The organism is Dokdonella soli (assembly GCF_039523175.1).
GTDB lineage: Bacteria > Pseudomonadota > Gammaproteobacteria > Xanthomonadales > Rhodanobacteraceae > Dokdonella_A > Dokdonella_A soli.
The window spans coordinates 380,066-397,282 of the sequence record NZ_BAAAEU010000024.1; the positions used below are offsets into that span (position 1 = coordinate 380,066).

Genomic DNA, 17,217 nt, shown 5'->3' on the forward strand with positions numbered 1-17,217 from the left:
GTCAGTCGGCTGACACGTACGGAGGATTGCCCTCAGCGGGGACGCTGCGCTTCAACGTGATCGCGCCGATATCGGTATCGAGCGCTTCGATCCGCACGACAACGGCGTGCGTGCGATCGTGCGAGACGCTGAAGTTGAGATCGGCAAGCGTACCGGGGAACGCGGTGAGCTTGCGGTCGAGGCCGCTTGCCAGGTCGAAGACGCGGAACTCGTCGTGCCCGACAACATGCGGAACGACATAGAAGAGCTGGCCCGCCGACACCAGCCAGCCGTCGCGATCGCTCGGGTCGATGCCACGTGTGGCGACGGTTTCCGGGCCGGTCCGTGGATCGATCCGGAACAGGCCGGCCTGGCCGACATGCGTGAAATACAGCACGGCATTCGCACGGTCGTACTCGAAACGGCCGACGCCGCGCGCGAGCACGCGCTTCGAGACCGCGTGGCCTTCCCTGCTTTCGAATTCGACCAGCTCCCGCGCCTGCAGCGCATTGTTGATGATCGCCAGATACCGGCCGGGAGCGGATCCATAAGTCCCGTAGCGGATGTCATCTTCCGGGGAAGTCAGCACCGTCCGGCGGCGTGTCGCGACATCGATCTCGGTCAGATACCCCCAACCCTCGCCGCGTGCGTTTATCAACACGCGTGCACCGTCGGGCCGCCAGACCGGGTAGCGCAATGCCGGCTCGTCACTGTCGGCCAACGCGAAGGTTTCGTCGGTTGCCGGGTCGTGCAGCCAGAGCTGGGGTGCGCCGCCGCGATCGGAAACGAACGCGACGCGGTCGTCCGTCGGCGACAAGGCGGCCGCACTGTCGCTGCCGGTGGACGCCACGATGTCGCGAGGCGGTTGCGCATCAACCTCGAGCGAAATCATCGCCAATTGCGTACGCCCACGCGGAATCTCGTATACGACGGTATCGGACGCACGTGCGCAATTCGGGAACTCGGCCGGTTGCACGCCAAGCGCATCGACATGACCGTCTTCCATCGACACGGTGTAGAGCGCCTGCTCACCAGCGTGCCCCGATGAGAACACGAGGGCGCTGCCATCGCGCGTCCAATCGAATCCGCGGATCGTGCTGACCAGATGCGTCAGGCGACGTACGGCGCCACCGCGCGCATCCATCACATAGAGGTCGCTGAACGGGTTCGCTCCGCGTCGAAACGCGATGCGATTGCCATCTGGTGAATACACTGCGTCCAGGTCCATGTCGAATGGCGCCCGTTCGTAGTCGAGGGCATGCGCGCTGCCGCCATCGATCGGAACCAGCGTGATGGCCTTGGCCGTGCCATGCTGATCCGGCGACTGGCTCACCAGGAGATGGCGCGCATCCGGTGCCCAGGAGAAATGGCCAGGCACGTTGCCGGAACAACGTCCGACCTCGCGTTCTGCCCCACCGAGGGCTGGTTCGATCACGAGCCTGCAGTCGTCACCGCTGAACAGCACGTACGCGATCTCCGCACCATCCGGCGACCATGCCGGATATAACTGATCACCTTTCGCGATACTCGTCAGGCTGACCGCGCGCGAGGCCCCGAGCGAGCGCTGCATGATGCGGCTGTTGCGCAGATTCGCATCTGTCACCGTATAGCTGACGCGCGTTCCGTCGGGAGATATCCGAGGAGCCTTCTCCGCGCCCGGATCAGAGGTGACCGAGTGTCTGGCCGTCACTTGCCACGTTGGAGATGCCGCTGTCGCGCGCGCCATCTGGGTACGCGACGCGAGTACTGCCCACGCGAGCATCGCGACGATCACGCCGAGGCCGATCGCGAGCCACTTCCAGTACTTCGGCGATCCCGCAATGCGTGCGACGGGCACCGGCTCCATTTTGAAATCCGCCGGTGTCTCCGTGGGCTGCGGTGACGAGAGTTCCGCTGCGTCGACGAAGCGCGCCTGCGCAACCAGGCGATAACCGAGCCTTGGCAAGGTTTCGACATAGCGTGGCGCGTGGAGATCGTCGTCGAGGGCGCGGCGCAGATCCTTGACCGCCTGGGTCAGGACATCGTTGGTGGGACAGGTGCCCTTCCAGACCTCGTTGATCAGCTCGTCACGGCTGAGCGTCCGGCCGCCAGCGCGCACGAGCTGCAGCAACACCGCAGCCGCCTTCGGCGTCAGCCGGACGCCATCGGGCCGCGACAGCATGCGCAACGTGTCCACATCGACCACATGCGCACCGATCACGAGATAGCGGTCAGCATCGGACCGCAGGTTGCCGAGAGCATTCATGTCCGCCGTCTGTCCGCCATTATCCGCCGTCTGACGTACGAAACTCATCGTAACTCAATAGTGCCGAACCCGCAAATTCTGCTTATCCGACCGTATACAAATGGCAAAGCACCGCGCAAGAACCATTCGGGCCATGAATCCGACTACCCAAGCGGTACCGAAATCGCATGAGATTGCGGTCGTGAGGCGCATGCCAACGGCGCGTGCCCGCTTCCTCCATGACGGCCCGAAGCCCGCGCGCGCCGAAGCGAGTTGAAACGGAACGGTCGCCGGCGCTTGCCTGGCGCTTGCGCGCCAACTTGCGTCTTCCATGGCGATCGGAGCCAGGCATTGGATCCCGGCTTTCGCCGGAACGACGAATCGGCGAAGCTCTCCCCATTCACCAGTCACGGACCCGCCATGCAACGCTGGATCAAACTCCCCGACGGCCGTTTCATCGACGCCAACCGCATCGCCTATATCAGCAAGCCGGAAACCTTCGCTCGCGTCGATGAAGACGGCAACGACCTCGGCATCGGCTACGCGGTTTATCTCGGCACCGATTTCCCGCGCGACGCGCAGCTGACCGTGACAGGCGGCAAAGATGAGGTGTTCGCTGTGTTGCGCGCGATCCTCGGTGGTGCCCCGGTCGCACCCGCGGCCACTTCGGCCACGCCATAGGGTCGTTCGCAAAGACGCCCCTGCACAGGACGCGCCGCCGAGCAGGCGGCCCGTTCTCGTCGCCGCAGACGACCACACCGGCGACCAGCCTCCGTCGTCAGGTGGACGCAAGGTAGGCCGTGATACTTACTCGGGTTCCGTCCAGCCATGCCGTGGGGAGGCGCATTGCAGGCACGCGCATGCGCGCGCGTGATGGGTGATTACCCGTATCGCTGAAGCAGGCTACTGCTCGGCGTTCCCGATTCGTCCAGCGAGCCTCCGGAAAGACGTCGTTCCCGCCGAGGCGGAATCCAGATCGCGCCCTGAATGATTGCCGCTTCGCGGGCATGACAGGTTGTGTCCGGCTTCGCGACACGATCCCGAACGAGTCCATCTGCTGACCGAACCACGCAGATCACCCATGACCGCCTGAGTGCGCAGAGAGTCCTTCAGTAAGGGTCAGGCCGTGTCGACGACAGCTCGTTTGTCGTCGTTCCTGCGGCCGCGGTCGGTGTTTGCGTGACTACATGTCGGCACGAGCGTCCGCGCTCCGCCGCGATGATCAACTGGGGTTACATTTCGGGAGAAAAGACGATGCAGATTGCACGAGCGGCGTGTTGCGCTCTCTTGTTCCTGGCTCCACTGGCTTGGGCTGAGGAGTTCGGCGACGCCGAGGCCATCCAGCCAGGCCCTTCACTGTCGGCCATTCCGGCCTCGGCGATTCCGGCACCGGCGCGTCCGATCGGCGATGGCGGCGCGGTTCCCTATGTCGCCAAGCCGTACCTGACCGGTGTATCGCCAGCGGTACGCGACTTGCCGGCGGCGCCACCGATCACGGGCCCGCTGCCCGACGTCAGCGGGCCGCAGAACCCGTCACTGATACCGTTCCTGCACAAGGGCCCGTTGCATCGGGGCACCCTGCTGTGGAGCGGCCCTGACGCCGCGCTGTACTCATTTGCACCGAGTGTCGTAGCGATGCCTGCGCCGCTCGCCACGTTCGAAGGAATGAGCAACCACGACACCGGCCAGCTGTTCGGCGGTTACGTCGAGCCGCCGGATACCAACGGCGCGATCGGCAAGGCGCACTATGTGCAGACAGTCAACCTGACCACACAGGTCTACGGTCGCGATGGCACCGCGCTGACACCGCCGTTCAAGATGAGCCAGCTGTTCGCCAGCCTCGGCAGCGCCAGCCCGTGCGCGACGACCGATGACGGTGATCCCATCTCGCTGTACGACCACCTCGCCGACCGCTGGCTGATCAGCCAGTTCGTCGTCGCCGGCCCGCCGTTCCACCAGTGCATCGCGATCTCGCAGACCGGCGATCCGACCGGCACGTACTACGTCTACGATTTCGTCGTCCACCAGAGCAAGTTCGGCGACTACCCGCACTTCGGTGTGTGGCCGGACGGCTACTACATGACGACCAATCAGTTCGACGGCGCGACCCAGGCGTTCGCCGGCGACGGTGCGTTTGCGTTCGAACGCGCGAAGATGCTGGCCGGCGATCCGACTGCGAGCTTCATCTACTTCGATGTGGCCTCGATCGATCCGAACATCGGCGGCATGCTGCCGTCGTCGCTGGACGGCCCGCCACCGCCCGCCGGCGAACCGAATGTGTTCTCGAACTTCACCTCGACGCAGTTTGGCAATCCGAATGACGGCCTGAACCTGTTTGGTTTCCACGCCGATTTCGCGACACCGGCGAACACGACATTCGCGCTGATCGGCAACGTCCCGGTAGCGACCTTCGATCCACGCGTGCCTTCGACAGCACCCAACGGTGGCCGCGCCGTGATACCGCAACCGGCACCGGCGACCGCTACTGCGTATCTGGATGCGATCACCGACCGCCTGATGTATCGATTGCAGTACCGCAATTTCGGCGGCTACGAGTCGCTGGTGCTGAACCACACCGTCAACGTATCCGGCGATGCCACGGCTGCGACGTTCCGCGGCGGTGTCCGCTATTACCAGCTGAAACGCACGTTGCCGAGCGGCTCGTGGGCAGTCAACGAACAGGCGACCTATGCGCCAGCGGACACCACCAACCGCTGGATGGGCAGCGCCGCGATGGATAGTGCCGGCAATCTTGCGGTGGGCTTCAGTGTGTCGAGCGCGTCGGTGTTTCCCGGCATCAGCTATGCCGGCCGCCTGGCGACGGACCCGCCGAATGGCCTGGCCCAGGGCGAGCAGGTACTGCAGCTTGGCTCGGGCGTGCAGACGGACAACGGCGACCGTTGGGGCGACTACGGCAACCTGTCGGTCGATCCGGTCAATCAATGCACGTTCTGGCTCACCAGCGAGTACTACTCGAGCTCGAAGCCGGCGCCCTGCTCGTCGACGCGGTGCTGGCAGACGCGCATCGGCTCGTTCCGCATGCCGAACTGCACCAACGCGCCCGCCAACGGCCAGATCAGCGGCACGGTGACTGTCGCGGCCACCGGCGATCCGGCTGCCAATGTGGTCGTTATGGCCGGTAACGGCTACTCCGGTGTGACCGATGCCAATGGTCACTATCAGGTGGCGCTGCCGGCCGGCACCTACGGCATGACCGCCAGCAAGACCGGCGCGACGACCGCCACCGCCAGCGGTGTCAGCGTCGCCAGCGCCGGCACGCAGACCCAGAACTTCGCGCTGACCGGCGTGCCGTTGCTGCATGCCGGCACGCAATCGGTCAGCGATCCCTTGCCACAGGGCAACGCCAACGGCGTCGCCGATCCAGGCGAGTGCTTCGCATTCACCGTGCCGGTGAAGAACTCGGGCCTCGGCACCGCCGGATCGGTGCTTGGCACGCTGAGCACGACGACGACCGGCGTCAGCATTCCGGGCTCGCACGCGAGCTACGGTTCGATCTACCCGGGCAACTATGCCGCCGGCACGCCGTACCAGCTCTCGCTCGCACCCAGCATGATTCCGGGCGCGCCGGTTTCGCTCGCGCTCGCACTGAGTTCCGACCAGGGGCCGTCGACGCTGAACCTGATCCTGCCCACCGGCACGCCGGACACCGTCACTGTCAGCACCAGCACGGCCATGGGCCCGGTCGCGATTCCGGACGGCACGAACAGCGGCCCTGGCGCCCCCGCGAACCTGCCGATCACGGTGTCCGGCCTGACCACCGCGATCTCCAAGATCACGGTCGCGGTCTATGTCACCCATACCTACGTCAGCGACCTGACCTTCACGTTGACCGGCCCCGACAACACGAAGATCACGCTGTCCTCGGGTGTCGGCGCCAACGGCAAAAACTTCGGCACCCAATGCCCCGCCACAGCGGCCAACAACACCGTGTACGACGATGCGGCGGCGGTGTCGATCAACAACGGCAGCGCGCCGTTCAGCGGTAGCTACCGGCCGGCCCAACCGCTGTCGACGTTCATCGGCAAGGCCGGCGCCGCGGCCAACGGCACGTGGACCTTCACCGCCATCGACGGCTTCCCGGTCGATACCGGCACCATCCAGTGCGTGGCGCTGAACATCAACGGCTATTTGCACACGGTCGGCGCCTGCGGCGACACGATCTTCGCCAACGGATTCGAGTGAGTCTCGCAGGATTAACGAAGCAACACGGACGGCCCCGCAAGGGGCCGTTTTTTTGCCTGGAACAGCAAATATCCGTCCATGGGCGCAGCCGGTTGATTCGTAAGGCTGATGTAAGCTCCGTCGTGATATTGAAACCGACTGCTTTTGCATCCAACCAACCAGAGGGGAATCAGCATGTCTGTCTGGGTGCGCAAGAGTGTGATGGCAGCTGTCGCTGTTGCGGCGGTCTGTGCAAGTGGATCGGTGTTCGCCGTCAAGCCGCCGGCGGAGACGGAAGGCGAATCGAGCGACGTCGCCGCGCAACGCGAGGCGTACTACGCGCTGCGGCGCATGAATCCCTATGACTCGAATTTCGATTCGGCCAAGGCGCGGCTACAGGCCTACAACCAGTTCCAGCAAGTGCTGCTGGCGCGGTCCACCGGCATCGTGCTGCCGGGCCCGGTCCACACTGAAAGCTGGCAGAGCATCGGGCCCGCGCCGATCACGCTCGGCCAGACACCGACCAATGCAACCGCCACGTCACGTTCTCCTGTATCCGGACGCGTGTCGTCGCTGGCGATCGATCCGATCGACAACGCGGTCTACGCGGGCGGCGCGCAGGGCGGCGTGTGGCGCACGCGGAACAATGGCGCGTCATGGACGCCGCTGACCGATTTCCTCGGTTCGCTCGCGGTCGGCACGATCGTTGTCGCACCGGGTACGCATCCGCTCAACCAGGCGACGCTGTATCTCGGTACCGGTGAAGGCAACTTCAGCGGCGACAGCTACGGGGGTGTCGGCATCTACAAATCGACCGACTCGGGCCACACTTGGCAGGGTCCTTACGGCCAAGCCCAGTTCGGGAACCGCAGTGTCGCCACGATCGCTGTCGATTCGGCGAACGCCAATCATGTGTTGGCCGGGTCCACAAGCGGCATCTTTGGTGTCGGTGGCGTGCTTGGCCCGACTCTGCCGGTGCGCGGCATCTATATCTCTAACGACGGCGGCGCGACCTGGGCGATCTCCGCTTCGTTATCTGCACACGCGCGCATCTCGAAGATCGTGCAGGATCCAGTCGTGCCCACGATCTGGTGGGCCGGCGTTTCGCTGATTGCTCCAGCAAGTGGTGGCGGCCTGCTGAAATCCATCGACAACGGTGCGACCTGGAGCGCCGTCGACGGGGTCGCGACCGGCCTGCCAGCCATCGTCGGCGCCAACGGCGTCAGCGGTATCGCGCGCACCTGGCTCTCAGTCTCCTCCGGAGGCGCTTCCAGCGTGATCTATCTCGGTGTCAGCGTCGTCACCAGCCCCGGCAAAGGCGGCAGGCTGTACGTCTCGACCGACAGCGGCGCCACCTGGACCAACAAGCCCGCCGCCGATGGCTACTGCCAGGGCCAGTGCTGGTATGACATGCCGGTCTATTCACCGCCCGAAACAACGACCACGGTATTCACCGGCGGTGCCGGCAGCTCCGGTGCGTTGCCGAGTTCATTCATGCGCTCCACCGACAGCGGCGGTACCTTCGTCGACAAGATGGTCGGCATCGACGGCAATTCCGCATTGCACGCCGATTTCCATGCGATCACCTCCTGGCCGGGCCAGCCGACCCATATCTGGGTCGGCAACGACGGCGGCGTGTTCCACTCGGACGACAACGGCGATCACTGGATCAGTGCGAACACCACGCTGCAGTTGACCCAGTTCGAAGGGTGCGATCTGCATCCGACCGATCCGTCGCAGGCGTATGGCGGCACCCAGGACAACGGCACCGACAGCTTCCTCGGCAGCACCGCGTGGACACACAGCGACGACGGCGACGGCGGCTTCGCGCTGATCGACCAGGGCACGCCGACCAACGTCACACACACCTACTTCAACCAGTCAAACTACCTGATCGGTGCTGCGGTGGCGTTGAACGGCCCTGCGTCGGGTCCGGCCGACTATCTGTACTTCTCCGGAGACTACGTTCCCGGGGGCCAGAACAACGGCATCAATCCTGCCGACAACGTGTTGTTCTACGCACCAATGGCGCTCGATCGCGGCGTGCACGATACGCTGTACTTTGGCACCGATCATCTCTACATCGCACCGTCGTTCTTCGCCAATACGGTAGCCGCGACGAACACCAGTATCGTCTACACCGCCCTTAACGGCGGCGGTGGATTCGCGCCGCCGGTTCCGCCGTCAACCTTCCCCGGCGCGATCAGCGCGATCGAGACAATCGCGAACGTCGTGCCCGGCTCGCCGGCGAACACGATCCTCGTCGGCACCAGCAACGGCCGCGTCTGGCGCTCAACCAACGCCGGCACCAGCTTTACTGAAACCGATATGACCCCGTTGGTGATCGCGCAATACGTGTCGAGCATCGTGGTGAACCCGCGCAATCCGAACAACGTGTTCCAGTCCCGTGCCGGCTTCACCGGCGCAATGCCGGCGCACAACGTGCGCGTGTCCAACGACGGCGGCGCGACCTGGACCGACGCGTCCAACGGTTTGCCGGACATCCCGGTCAACTCGCTCGCGTTCGATCCGGTGTTCTCCAACCAGATCTGGGCCGGCACCGACATTGGCATGTACCTCTCCGCCGATGGCGGCGCGACCTGGATTCCCTATAACCAGGGCGTGCCGAACGTCGCGATCTTCAGCGTCAAGGCCAACGGACACACCGGCAACGTGCTGACTTGCACGCATGGCCGTGGCGCCTTCCTGCTCAAGCTCGATACGATCTTCATCGACGGCTTCGACGGTAACTAAACCGCTGTAAAGCCATCGAACCCGGCGCGTGCTGCGCCGGGTTCGATGCGTGTTACCGACCATCTTCGTCTTGTTTGTCGATCGGTACCCCAGTCAATGGGCATACCTTGTTGCGTGCTCTCGGATCAGCCGACACGCCGATGCGAGAACGTCCTTCGCCTTGAAGTAGCGGCGAACCAGCCGTTTCCCGCCGCTGCCCCAGCAGCTATCAAGGTCTGAAGCCGCATCACGCGAATCACGCCTACGCCTGCGCACCAGCAAGCTGCATTTCCCGCTGCTGGATTACCCGATACAGCCGCCACGCGCCAAACCCGAGCGCGGTCGACAGCAAGGCTCCCGACGCGAGCCAAACCATGCTGCCGGACAGCAGCGGCGAGATCACGCTCGCGATCGTCGCGCTGATCACGAGGCTGATGAACGCCTGCACCGAGGACACCGCTCCGCGGTGCTGCGGGAAGCGGTCGAGCAGGAGCAGGGTCAGGGTCGGGAAGTTGATGCCGATGCCGATCGCGTGCAGACCGATCGGCAACACCGACCACGGCACTCGCGGCGTGGGCAATGCGAACGCGACGATGAGATTGAGCGCGCCCGCGGCGAGCATGATCGTGTAGCCGAGACGCACGGTCGCCCCCGCACTCAGGCGTCCGGCGAGACGACCGGACAGGAAGGCTCCGAACATCATGCCGCTGATCGCCGGCACGAACAGCCAGGCGAAATGCTGTGCATCGAGCTTCAACAGGTTCAGCACGACCGCAGGGGCGGACGAGATATAGATCCACAATGCGTTGAAGTTCAGCGAGCCGGCCAGTGCGAGCGGATAGAAGGCGCGATCGCCGAAGATCATGCGATAGGTCTTCGCGAGTTCGCGCGGCGACAGCGCGACGCGACGCTCGCGCGGATGCGTTTCCGGCAGCAGCGCGAGGCAGGCAAGCCACAACACGAGTGCGAACGCGGCGAGCAGCCAGAAGATCATCGGCCAGCGCGCGAACGCGATGACCCAGCCGCCGACGATCGGGGCGACCGCCGGCGCGATGCCGAAAATCATCGACACGGTCGACATCAGCTTCTGTGCCTCGATGCCGTCGTAGCAGTCGCGGATGATCGCGCGGCCGACGATCAGGCCGGCGCCTGCGGAGACGCCCTGCAGCACGCGGAACGCGAGCAGCGCCTCGATCGTGCCGGACAGCGCACAGCCGATCGAGGCGAGGGAGAACACGATCACGCCGGCCAGGATCACGCGACGCCGGCCGAGCGCGTCCGAGAACGGCCCATGCAGCAATGACATCAGCGCGTAGGCGATCATGTAGACGCTGATCGTCTGCTGCATCGCGAACGGATTCGCGCGCAGCTGCGCCCCGATCGCCGGAAATGCCGGGAAGATCGTGTCGATCGAGAACGGTCCGAACATCGCCAGCGCGGCGAGCAGCGGCGCGAGCAGACGGCGGCGGGGAGTGGCAGCAGGGGTCATCGGCGGCGGATCGGGCGGGCGCGCATGCTACACCGGCTCCGCCATGCGCAGCACGCGGTTGCGCGACCAGCGATCCGTCTCGGCAACTGATAGCCTTTTCGTGCGCCACTGCCGGGCGAGCCACCGGACAAGACCCAAGATGAAGTTCTTCACGACCCGCTTCGCCCCGGCGACGGAGCGCTGCCACGCATTTCGCAGGCGGCTGATCGCCCTTGTGGCATGGGCCTTGGTCGCGCCTTGCGCATACGCCGATCGCCTGGCGTCACCGCTGGAATTGATCTATCAGCCGACCAACAGCCTGATCACGGGCAAGCTCATCGAGATCAATCCGGCGGGGCGCCTGGTATTCGTGCGCGGCCAGGTGCTCAGCGGAGAGGATCACCCGCCCGAACGCATCGATGTCCGCGTATCGGCCAGCCTGCTTTCTCAGGTGAAACTCAATCAGGACTACATCCTCGCCTATACGGCTTACATTTCCAGTCCGATGCAGGCGGAGAAAATGATCCGCAATCCGGACGGCCCGCGACTGCTGGTCAGCAATGGTCTCGAGCCGGCGCTGTTCCGCGACACCGCGCCGATTCGTGCGCTGTTGCGACTCGGCAGTTCCGAACACGGCCGGGAATCGAGACGAACGCTCGACGCATTGCTGGACGCACTCGGGGGCGCCGACCCGGCGTTGCAGAATCTGGCTGCCGCGGAAATCGCGTTGAATGAGGACCTGCGCGCGCGCATCCGGGCGACGGACCGCGGCCGCGTCGAGACCTTCGTCCGCAATGCCGAGGCGCCTCCTGCGGCACGCACCACCTTGCTGGAACTGGCAGCACGCGAACCGGCCCGGTTCGGCGAGGGCTGGTGGCTGGATGTGGCGCAAGGCCTGGTGGCGGGCATGCCTTTGGACGGATATGCTGCAGCGTCTGACGGCCGAGGTGGTCTCGTGCGTTCCGCACTGGGACTTCTCGACCGCAGGTCCGTCAAGCTTCCATCCTCGGCATTGATCCGTTGGGTCCGCAGCGACAGCTCCGCCATCGCGGAAGTTGCACTGTTGATGCTGCGACGGCAGGCCCCCGAGCAGGAGCGGCCTGCGATCGAGGCGGCGTTGGCGGATCCGCACTTGCCGACAGAGATGCGAGCGTTCTTGAGCGACCACCTGCGTCGACTCGACTTGCTCGAGGAGAGATTGCGCGCGCAGCGGGAGGGGTCCCGCTGAGCGGTGGGCGTGGCTCGGCCGCGCGTCCATTCGTCCAGGGAGGCCGAAAACTTACCAGACGGGAGGATTGCGAATGTCTAGAGTCAGTCGTATGCCCATTGCATCGGGCATCGTTGCCCTGTTGTTGCTGACCAGTGCGGCCCATGCCGCTAGCGGCGTGCCGGAGGTGATCACGGCGGTCCGGCACGATGTTTCGGCGCCCATGCGCGACATCATCGCGCAACTGCCGCCGGCACAGGTTCCGGGCAGAGAGCAGGAACCGCGAGAAGTTCCGAATATTTTCCTGAAGCCCGGCTATGTCGGCATCAGCCAGGAACAAGCGGATTTCCGCCTCCCCGGCATCCAGACCCGCAAGCTCGGCATTACGGCGCCCAGCCCGATCCAGTCCTTCGATGGTCAGGACTACACCAGTTGCGGCCCAGGTTGCGTTCCGCCAGACACCAATGGCGACGTCAGCGACAAGCACTTCATTCAATGGGTCAACACGAGCTGGGCGATCTACGACAAGATCACCGGCAGCAAGGTCTCCGGCCCGACGCCGGGAAATTCATTCTGGATCGGCTTCGGCGGCGCCTGCGAAAGCGGCAATGACGGCGACCCGATTGCGCTGTGGGATCCGCAAGCGCACCGCTGGGTGATGAGCCAGTTTTCGGTAGCTGGAAACGCACAGTGCGTGGCCATCTCCACAACCAGCGATCCGCTCGGCACCTACTATCGCTACCAGTTCAACTGGCCGAATTTCGGCGACTATCCGAAGCTTGCCGTGTGGACCGACACGACCGGCACGCAGGACGCCTACCTGCTGATCACGCACGAATTCGACGCGAGCTCGAACTTCGTCGGCGCGGCCTTCATCGCGATGCAGCGCGACAAGATGCTGCAGGGTCAGCCGGCCGCAATGGTTCGCTTCCCCGGCAACGATGCCTATGGCGTCGAGCCGGTCAACCTCACCGGTCTGCTCGCCGCTCCGGCCGGCAGTTGCCCTGCCTACGTTCACTTCGATGCCTCGACCAGCGAATACAAGTTCTGGGATCTGTGCCTGAACTGGACGACGCCGGCGAGCAGCACGCTGTCGGCCACGCCGACCCGCGTCGCGGCCGGCGCGCCGTTCGTGCCCAACTACAACGACGTCGCCGAGCTGGGCACCAGCAGCGGCCTCAACGCGTTCGGCACGCACATCATGTACCGCGCGAATGCGCGCGCGTTCCCGCCCGGAGCGCCGACCCAACTGTCGCTGGCGGTGAATCACACCGTGCTCGGCGCCGCGCAGCAGGGCGGCATCAAGTGGGTGCATTTCGCGTTGAAGTCCTCCTCGCCTTCGGTTCCATCCGATCGGATCTTCAGCGACGGCTTCGACCCGGCTGCCGCTGCGCAGGCGCTCGGCAAGGCGATCCTCGACGAAGGCACGTTCGCGCCCGACAACAATACGCGCTGGATGGGCGGCATCGCCGTCGATGCCAACGGCGACATCGGCGTCGGCTATTCGGTATCGAGCAGCAGCATCAACCCGAAGATCAACATCACCGGGCGCAGCCTCAACGACGCGGCGGGCATGCTGCGCGACGAGCAGACCTGCACCGCGGCGGCGACCGGCTCGCAGCTCACTACGCTCAATCGTTGGGGCGACTATTCCTCGATGAGCGTGGATCCCGCCGACCAGTGCACGTTCTGGTTCACCAACGAGTACTACCCGACCACCTCCAGTGGCGCCTGGTCTACGCGCATCTGTAGCTTCCGGTTCGCCGGCTGCGGCAGCCCGGATTTCGCATTCGTATCGGACACACCGCGGCGCCTTCAGATCTGCGGCGCGACGGCGACGGCTGATCCGAGCTACGCACTGCGCGCCGGCGTGCTGAACGGTTTCGCCGGTCCGGTCACGCTGGATACCAGCGGCATTCCGGCCGGAACGACCGCCAGCTTCTCGGTCAACCCGATCCAGGCACCCGGTTCCAGCACCTTCACCCTCACCGGCGGCCGCAATCTGCCATCGGGCGAGTACAGCTACACCGCCATCGGCGCCAGCGGCGCGTTGACGCGCACGCTCGGTTTGCAGCTCGGCGTATCGGCCACTGCGGCGGCGGCGCCGCCTCTGGTCGCTCCAGTCAACGCGACGACCGGCGTCAAGGTGCGTCCGCTGCTCAGCTGGACTGCGACGCCTGGTGCACTGAGCTATACCGTGGAGGTCGCTACCAGCGCGGCGTTCAGCACGATCGTGGCCAGCGGCAACGTGACCGGCACGTCCTGGGCGGTCAATGTCAGCCTGACACCCAACACTCAGTATTTCTGGCGCGTGCGCGCACACAACTACTGCGGCGACGGTGCGAACTCGGCCGCATTCTCGTTCACCACCGGCGTGCCGGGCCAGTGCGCGGTGGGCACCACGCTCAACACTGTGTTCAAGGACAATTTCCAGGGCGGCATAAACGGTTGGACTACCGCAGGCGGCGGTGCAACCGGTTGGACGCAGATGACGGCACCCACCGGCACCGGGCTCACCGGCACGCTATGGGGCATCCCGGACAACTCGACCACCAGCGACCGGCAGCTGATCTCGCCGACGATCGCACTACCGGCCGCAGCGAAGTCAGTGATGCTTTCCTACGATACCTATCACCACTTCGAGGAAAACGGTCCTCAAGGCTGCTGGGACAACGCGACCTTGACGATCAAGGCTGGCAATGCGGCGGGCTTCAGCTACCTCGGCCCGAACCGCATGTTCACCGATCCGTACACGGGCCTGGTCGCAAGCGGCGAAATCAACGCCGGCCTGACCGCCTGGTGTCAGGTCGCGGCCAGCGTGCCGGTGCGCTCCGTCGTCGACCTCGATGATTTCGCCGGGCAGAGCGTGCAGCTGAACTTCCGCGCGACGACCGATTCCAACGGCGTCGCGCCGGCGCCGAACGGCTGGTACATCGCCAATCTGAAAGTCGACGTCTGCCAGTAAGTGTCGTAGCCGGGGCCGTGCGCCCCGGCTTTTCTTCGATCAAAGCCACCGCGGCAATGCGGTGGCTTTTTTACGCACCAAGGCCGCCAATCGGTAGCTGCTGCACACGACTGGCAAGATCTCGCCATGCACGCTTTCGGCATTCCCCGAGCGACCCCAAGTTCCCTGAAGTGGCTGATCGACAAACAGACAAGGTTGGCGGGTCAGATCCAGCGCATCGTTGCGGTCGTCCCGCTGCAGGCCTATCGGAACGATCCGCACGTATAGGTCCACTGTTCGAAAAGCGCAGCGCCCGACAGCCGATCACGCACAAGGGACTGCGCTATCATGCTGCGGCTGCAAGGAGATGGCATTCTCCTCGAACCGCCGCAAGGCTGATGATGCCTGACGAAGTTCCCGGCAACGTGAGCCGTCGGGCGTCGTGGGCAGCCTCCACGATTCCTCGCGGTTCCGCGTTCCGGATGTCGCCAATCGAACCGGGAGTGCCATGAATCTCGTCTCCTTTCTCGCCGTGGGTTTCGGCGCCTTCGCCGGCGCGGTGCTGCGCTGGCTGCTCGGCCTGCTGCTCAACCCGATACTGCCGACGCTGCCGCTCGGAACCCTCGCTGCAAACTTGTTCGGTGGCCTCGTCATGGGCGTTGCGATGGGTCTGTTCGCGCACTATGAGGCGCTGCCGATCGCCTGGCGCCTCGCGATCACGACCGGCTTCCTCGGCGGCCTGACCACGTTCTCGACGTTCTCGGCCGAAACGGTCACCTTGTTTCTGCGTCAGCAATACGCCTGGACCGTGACGATCATCGCAGCGCACCTGTTCGGTTCGCTGCTGATGACGCTCGCTGGCATCGGCCTGGTCCGCCTGCTGCTGCGCGCCTGATGGAGGAACCCTGCATGAAAGGCTGCTCACTGCGTTTCTACCTGCACGAGAACCAGAAGCATCGCGGCATGCTGCTCTACGAATGGCTGCTCGAGCAGGCGAGGCAACGCGGCATCCACGGCGGCTCCGCGTTCCGCGCAATCGCCGGTTTCGGCCGCCACGGCGTGATGACCGAGCAGCACTTCTTCGAACTTGCCGGACAGTTGACGGTGCTGGTCGAGTTCATCGTCTCCGACCAGGACGCCGATGCGCTGCTGGAACTCGTGCGTGAAGAGGGTGCGCCGTTGTTCTACGCGCGCCTGCCGGCCGAGTTCGGCATCGTCGGCGAAAAGAAACCTGCCGGAAACTGACACCCACCTGCGCGCGCCTTACCGGCGCGTTATCCTTGCCGTACCGATGGCTGCTGGGGTAACGGATGTCTCAGGCCGGATCGCGTGCACGCATCGAATCCCTGTTGAACATCGCCGGCGTACGCATCGGCGGCGATGCATCCACCGACATCCGTGTGCACGATCCACGCCTGTATTCGCGCATCCTCGCGCACGGATCGCTCGGCCTCGGCGAAGGTTACATGGACGGCTGGTGGGACGCCGGCGACCTCGATGGCTTCCTGTTCAAACTGCTCGATGCCCACCTCGACGAACGAGTCGGCACGTTCGAGGACGCCTGGCTGTTCCTGAAAGCACGCCTGGTCAACCTGCAGCACGGTCGCCGTGCCTACGTGATCGGTGAGCGCCACTACGACCTCGGCAACGATTTGTTCCAGGCCATGCTCGGCAAGCACCTCGTCTACAGCTGCGGCTATTGGGACGCGGCGACCGATCTCAATACCGCGCAGGAAGCCAAGCTCGATCTCATCTTCCGCAAGCTCGGCCTCGCGCCGGGCATGCGTGTACTTGACATCGGCTGCGGCTGGGGCGAAGCGCTGAAACTCGCCGCCGAACGTCACGGCGTATCTGCTGTCGGCGTGACCGTGTCGCAGGAGCAGGCCGACTACGCGCGCGAGCTGTGCCGCGGCCTGCCCGTCGAGATCCGCCTTGCCGACTATCGCGCGCTCGACGAACGCTTCGACCGGGTGTTCTCGGTCGGCATGTTCGAGCACGTCGGCGTCAGGAACTACCGCACCTATTTCGAAGTGGCACGCCGCTGCACGGCCGAAGACGGCCTGTTCCTGCTGCACACGATCGGCTCGAACGTGTCATCGAACCATACCGATCCGTGGATCTCGAAATATATCTTTCCCAATTCGATGATCCCGTCCGCGGAACAGATCGCGAACCACGTCGAAGGCATCTTCGTGACCGAGGACTGGCACAACTTTGGCGCCGACTACGATCGCACGCTGATGGCCTGGCGCGCCAACTTCGACGCGGCATGGCCACGGCTCGCGAGCAAATACGGCGAACGCTTCCGGCGCATGTGGCATTTCTACCTGGCGGCCTCCGCCGCGGTGTTCCGCGCGCGCCGCGACCAGCTCTGGCAGTTGGTGCTGTCGCCCAATGGCGTGCCCGGTGGATATCGGGCGCCGCGTTGATCGCACCGAACCCCGGCGTAACGCCGGCGAACGCAGTGGGCCCGCCGGACG

Annotated in this window: 10 protein-coding genes and 1 riboswitch; of the genes, 8 read left to right on the forward strand and 2 right to left on the reverse strand. The window is 64.8% G+C overall.

Annotated features, from left to right (window positions below; all coding sequences use genetic code 11):
• Position 1: 1 nt before the first annotated feature.
• Positions 2-2,272, reverse strand: a complete 2,271-nt coding sequence (locus ABD002_RS15640; protein WP_343792731.1) for a winged helix-turn-helix domain-containing protein — start codon at positions 2,270-2,272, stop codon at positions 2-4.
• Between the two features lie 351 nt (positions 2,273-2,623).
• Between ABD002_RS15640 and ABD002_RS15645 the strand changes: the two genes are divergently transcribed.
• The 3 genes from ABD002_RS15645 to ABD002_RS15655 all read left to right on the forward strand — a co-directional run bounded on the left by ABD002_RS15645 (position 2,624) and on the right by ABD002_RS15655 (position 9,139).
• On the forward strand, positions 2,624-2,884 hold the full coding sequence (locus ABD002_RS15645) for a hypothetical protein (protein WP_343792733.1): 261 nt from the start codon (positions 2,624-2,626) through the stop codon (positions 2,882-2,884).
• Positions 2,885-3,457: 573 nt separating this feature from the next.
• Positions 3,458-6,406 (forward strand): carboxypeptidase regulatory-like domain-containing protein, encoded by a 2,949-nt coding sequence (locus tag ABD002_RS15650; RefSeq protein WP_343792735.1) that lies wholly within the window; start codon positions 3,458-3,460, stop codon positions 6,404-6,406.
• Positions 6,407-6,580: 174 nt separating this feature from the next.
• The gene (locus ABD002_RS15655) at positions 6,581-9,139 is read left to right on the forward strand and encodes a beta propeller repeat protein (RefSeq protein ID WP_343792737.1); all 2,559 of its coding nucleotides are present in this window, start codon (positions 6,581-6,583) and stop codon (positions 9,137-9,139) included.
• Between the two features lie 241 nt (positions 9,140-9,380).
• On the opposite strand, the gene ABD002_RS15660 is transcribed toward ABD002_RS15655, so the two are convergent.
• Entirely contained in the window at positions 9,381-10,607 is a 1,227-nt protein-coding gene (locus ABD002_RS15660; protein WP_343792739.1) for a multidrug effflux MFS transporter, read from the reverse strand.
• A 139-nt stretch (positions 10,608-10,746) separates the two neighbouring features.
• On the opposite strand from ABD002_RS15660, the gene ABD002_RS15665 reads away from it, so the two are divergent.
• The 5 genes from ABD002_RS15665 to cfa all read left to right on the forward strand — a co-directional run bounded on the left by ABD002_RS15665 (position 10,747) and on the right by cfa (position 17,166).
• Entirely contained in the window at positions 10,747-11,814 is a 1,068-nt protein-coding gene (locus ABD002_RS15665; RefSeq protein ID WP_343792741.1) for a hypothetical protein, read from the forward strand.
• 91 nt (positions 11,815-11,905) lie between these two features.
• Entirely contained in the window at positions 11,906-14,758 is a 2,853-nt protein-coding gene (locus tag ABD002_RS15670; RefSeq protein WP_343792743.1) for a fibronectin type III domain-containing protein, read from the forward strand.
• A gap of 333 nt (positions 14,759-15,091) precedes the next feature.
• Positions 15,092-15,152, forward strand: a riboswitch (Fluoride riboswitch).
• A gap of 93 nt (positions 15,153-15,245) precedes the next feature.
• Entirely contained in the window at positions 15,246-15,632 is a 387-nt protein-coding gene (gene crcB, locus ABD002_RS15675) for a fluoride efflux transporter CrcB (RefSeq protein ID WP_343792745.1), read from the forward strand.
• Positions 15,633-15,646: 14 nt separating this feature from the next.
• Positions 15,647-15,982 carry a DUF190 domain-containing protein gene (locus tag ABD002_RS15680; protein WP_343792747.1) on the forward strand — a complete coding sequence of 112 codons (336 nt, stop codon included), beginning with the start codon at positions 15,647-15,649 and terminating at the stop codon, positions 15,980-15,982.
• Positions 15,983-16,047: 65 nt separating this feature from the next.
• A complete protein-coding gene (gene cfa, locus ABD002_RS15685) occupies positions 16,048-17,166 on the forward strand; it encodes a cyclopropane fatty acyl phospholipid synthase (RefSeq protein WP_343792749.1) in 1,119 nt (372 codons plus the stop codon).
• The last annotated feature ends 51 nt before the right edge of the window (positions 17,167-17,217 follow it).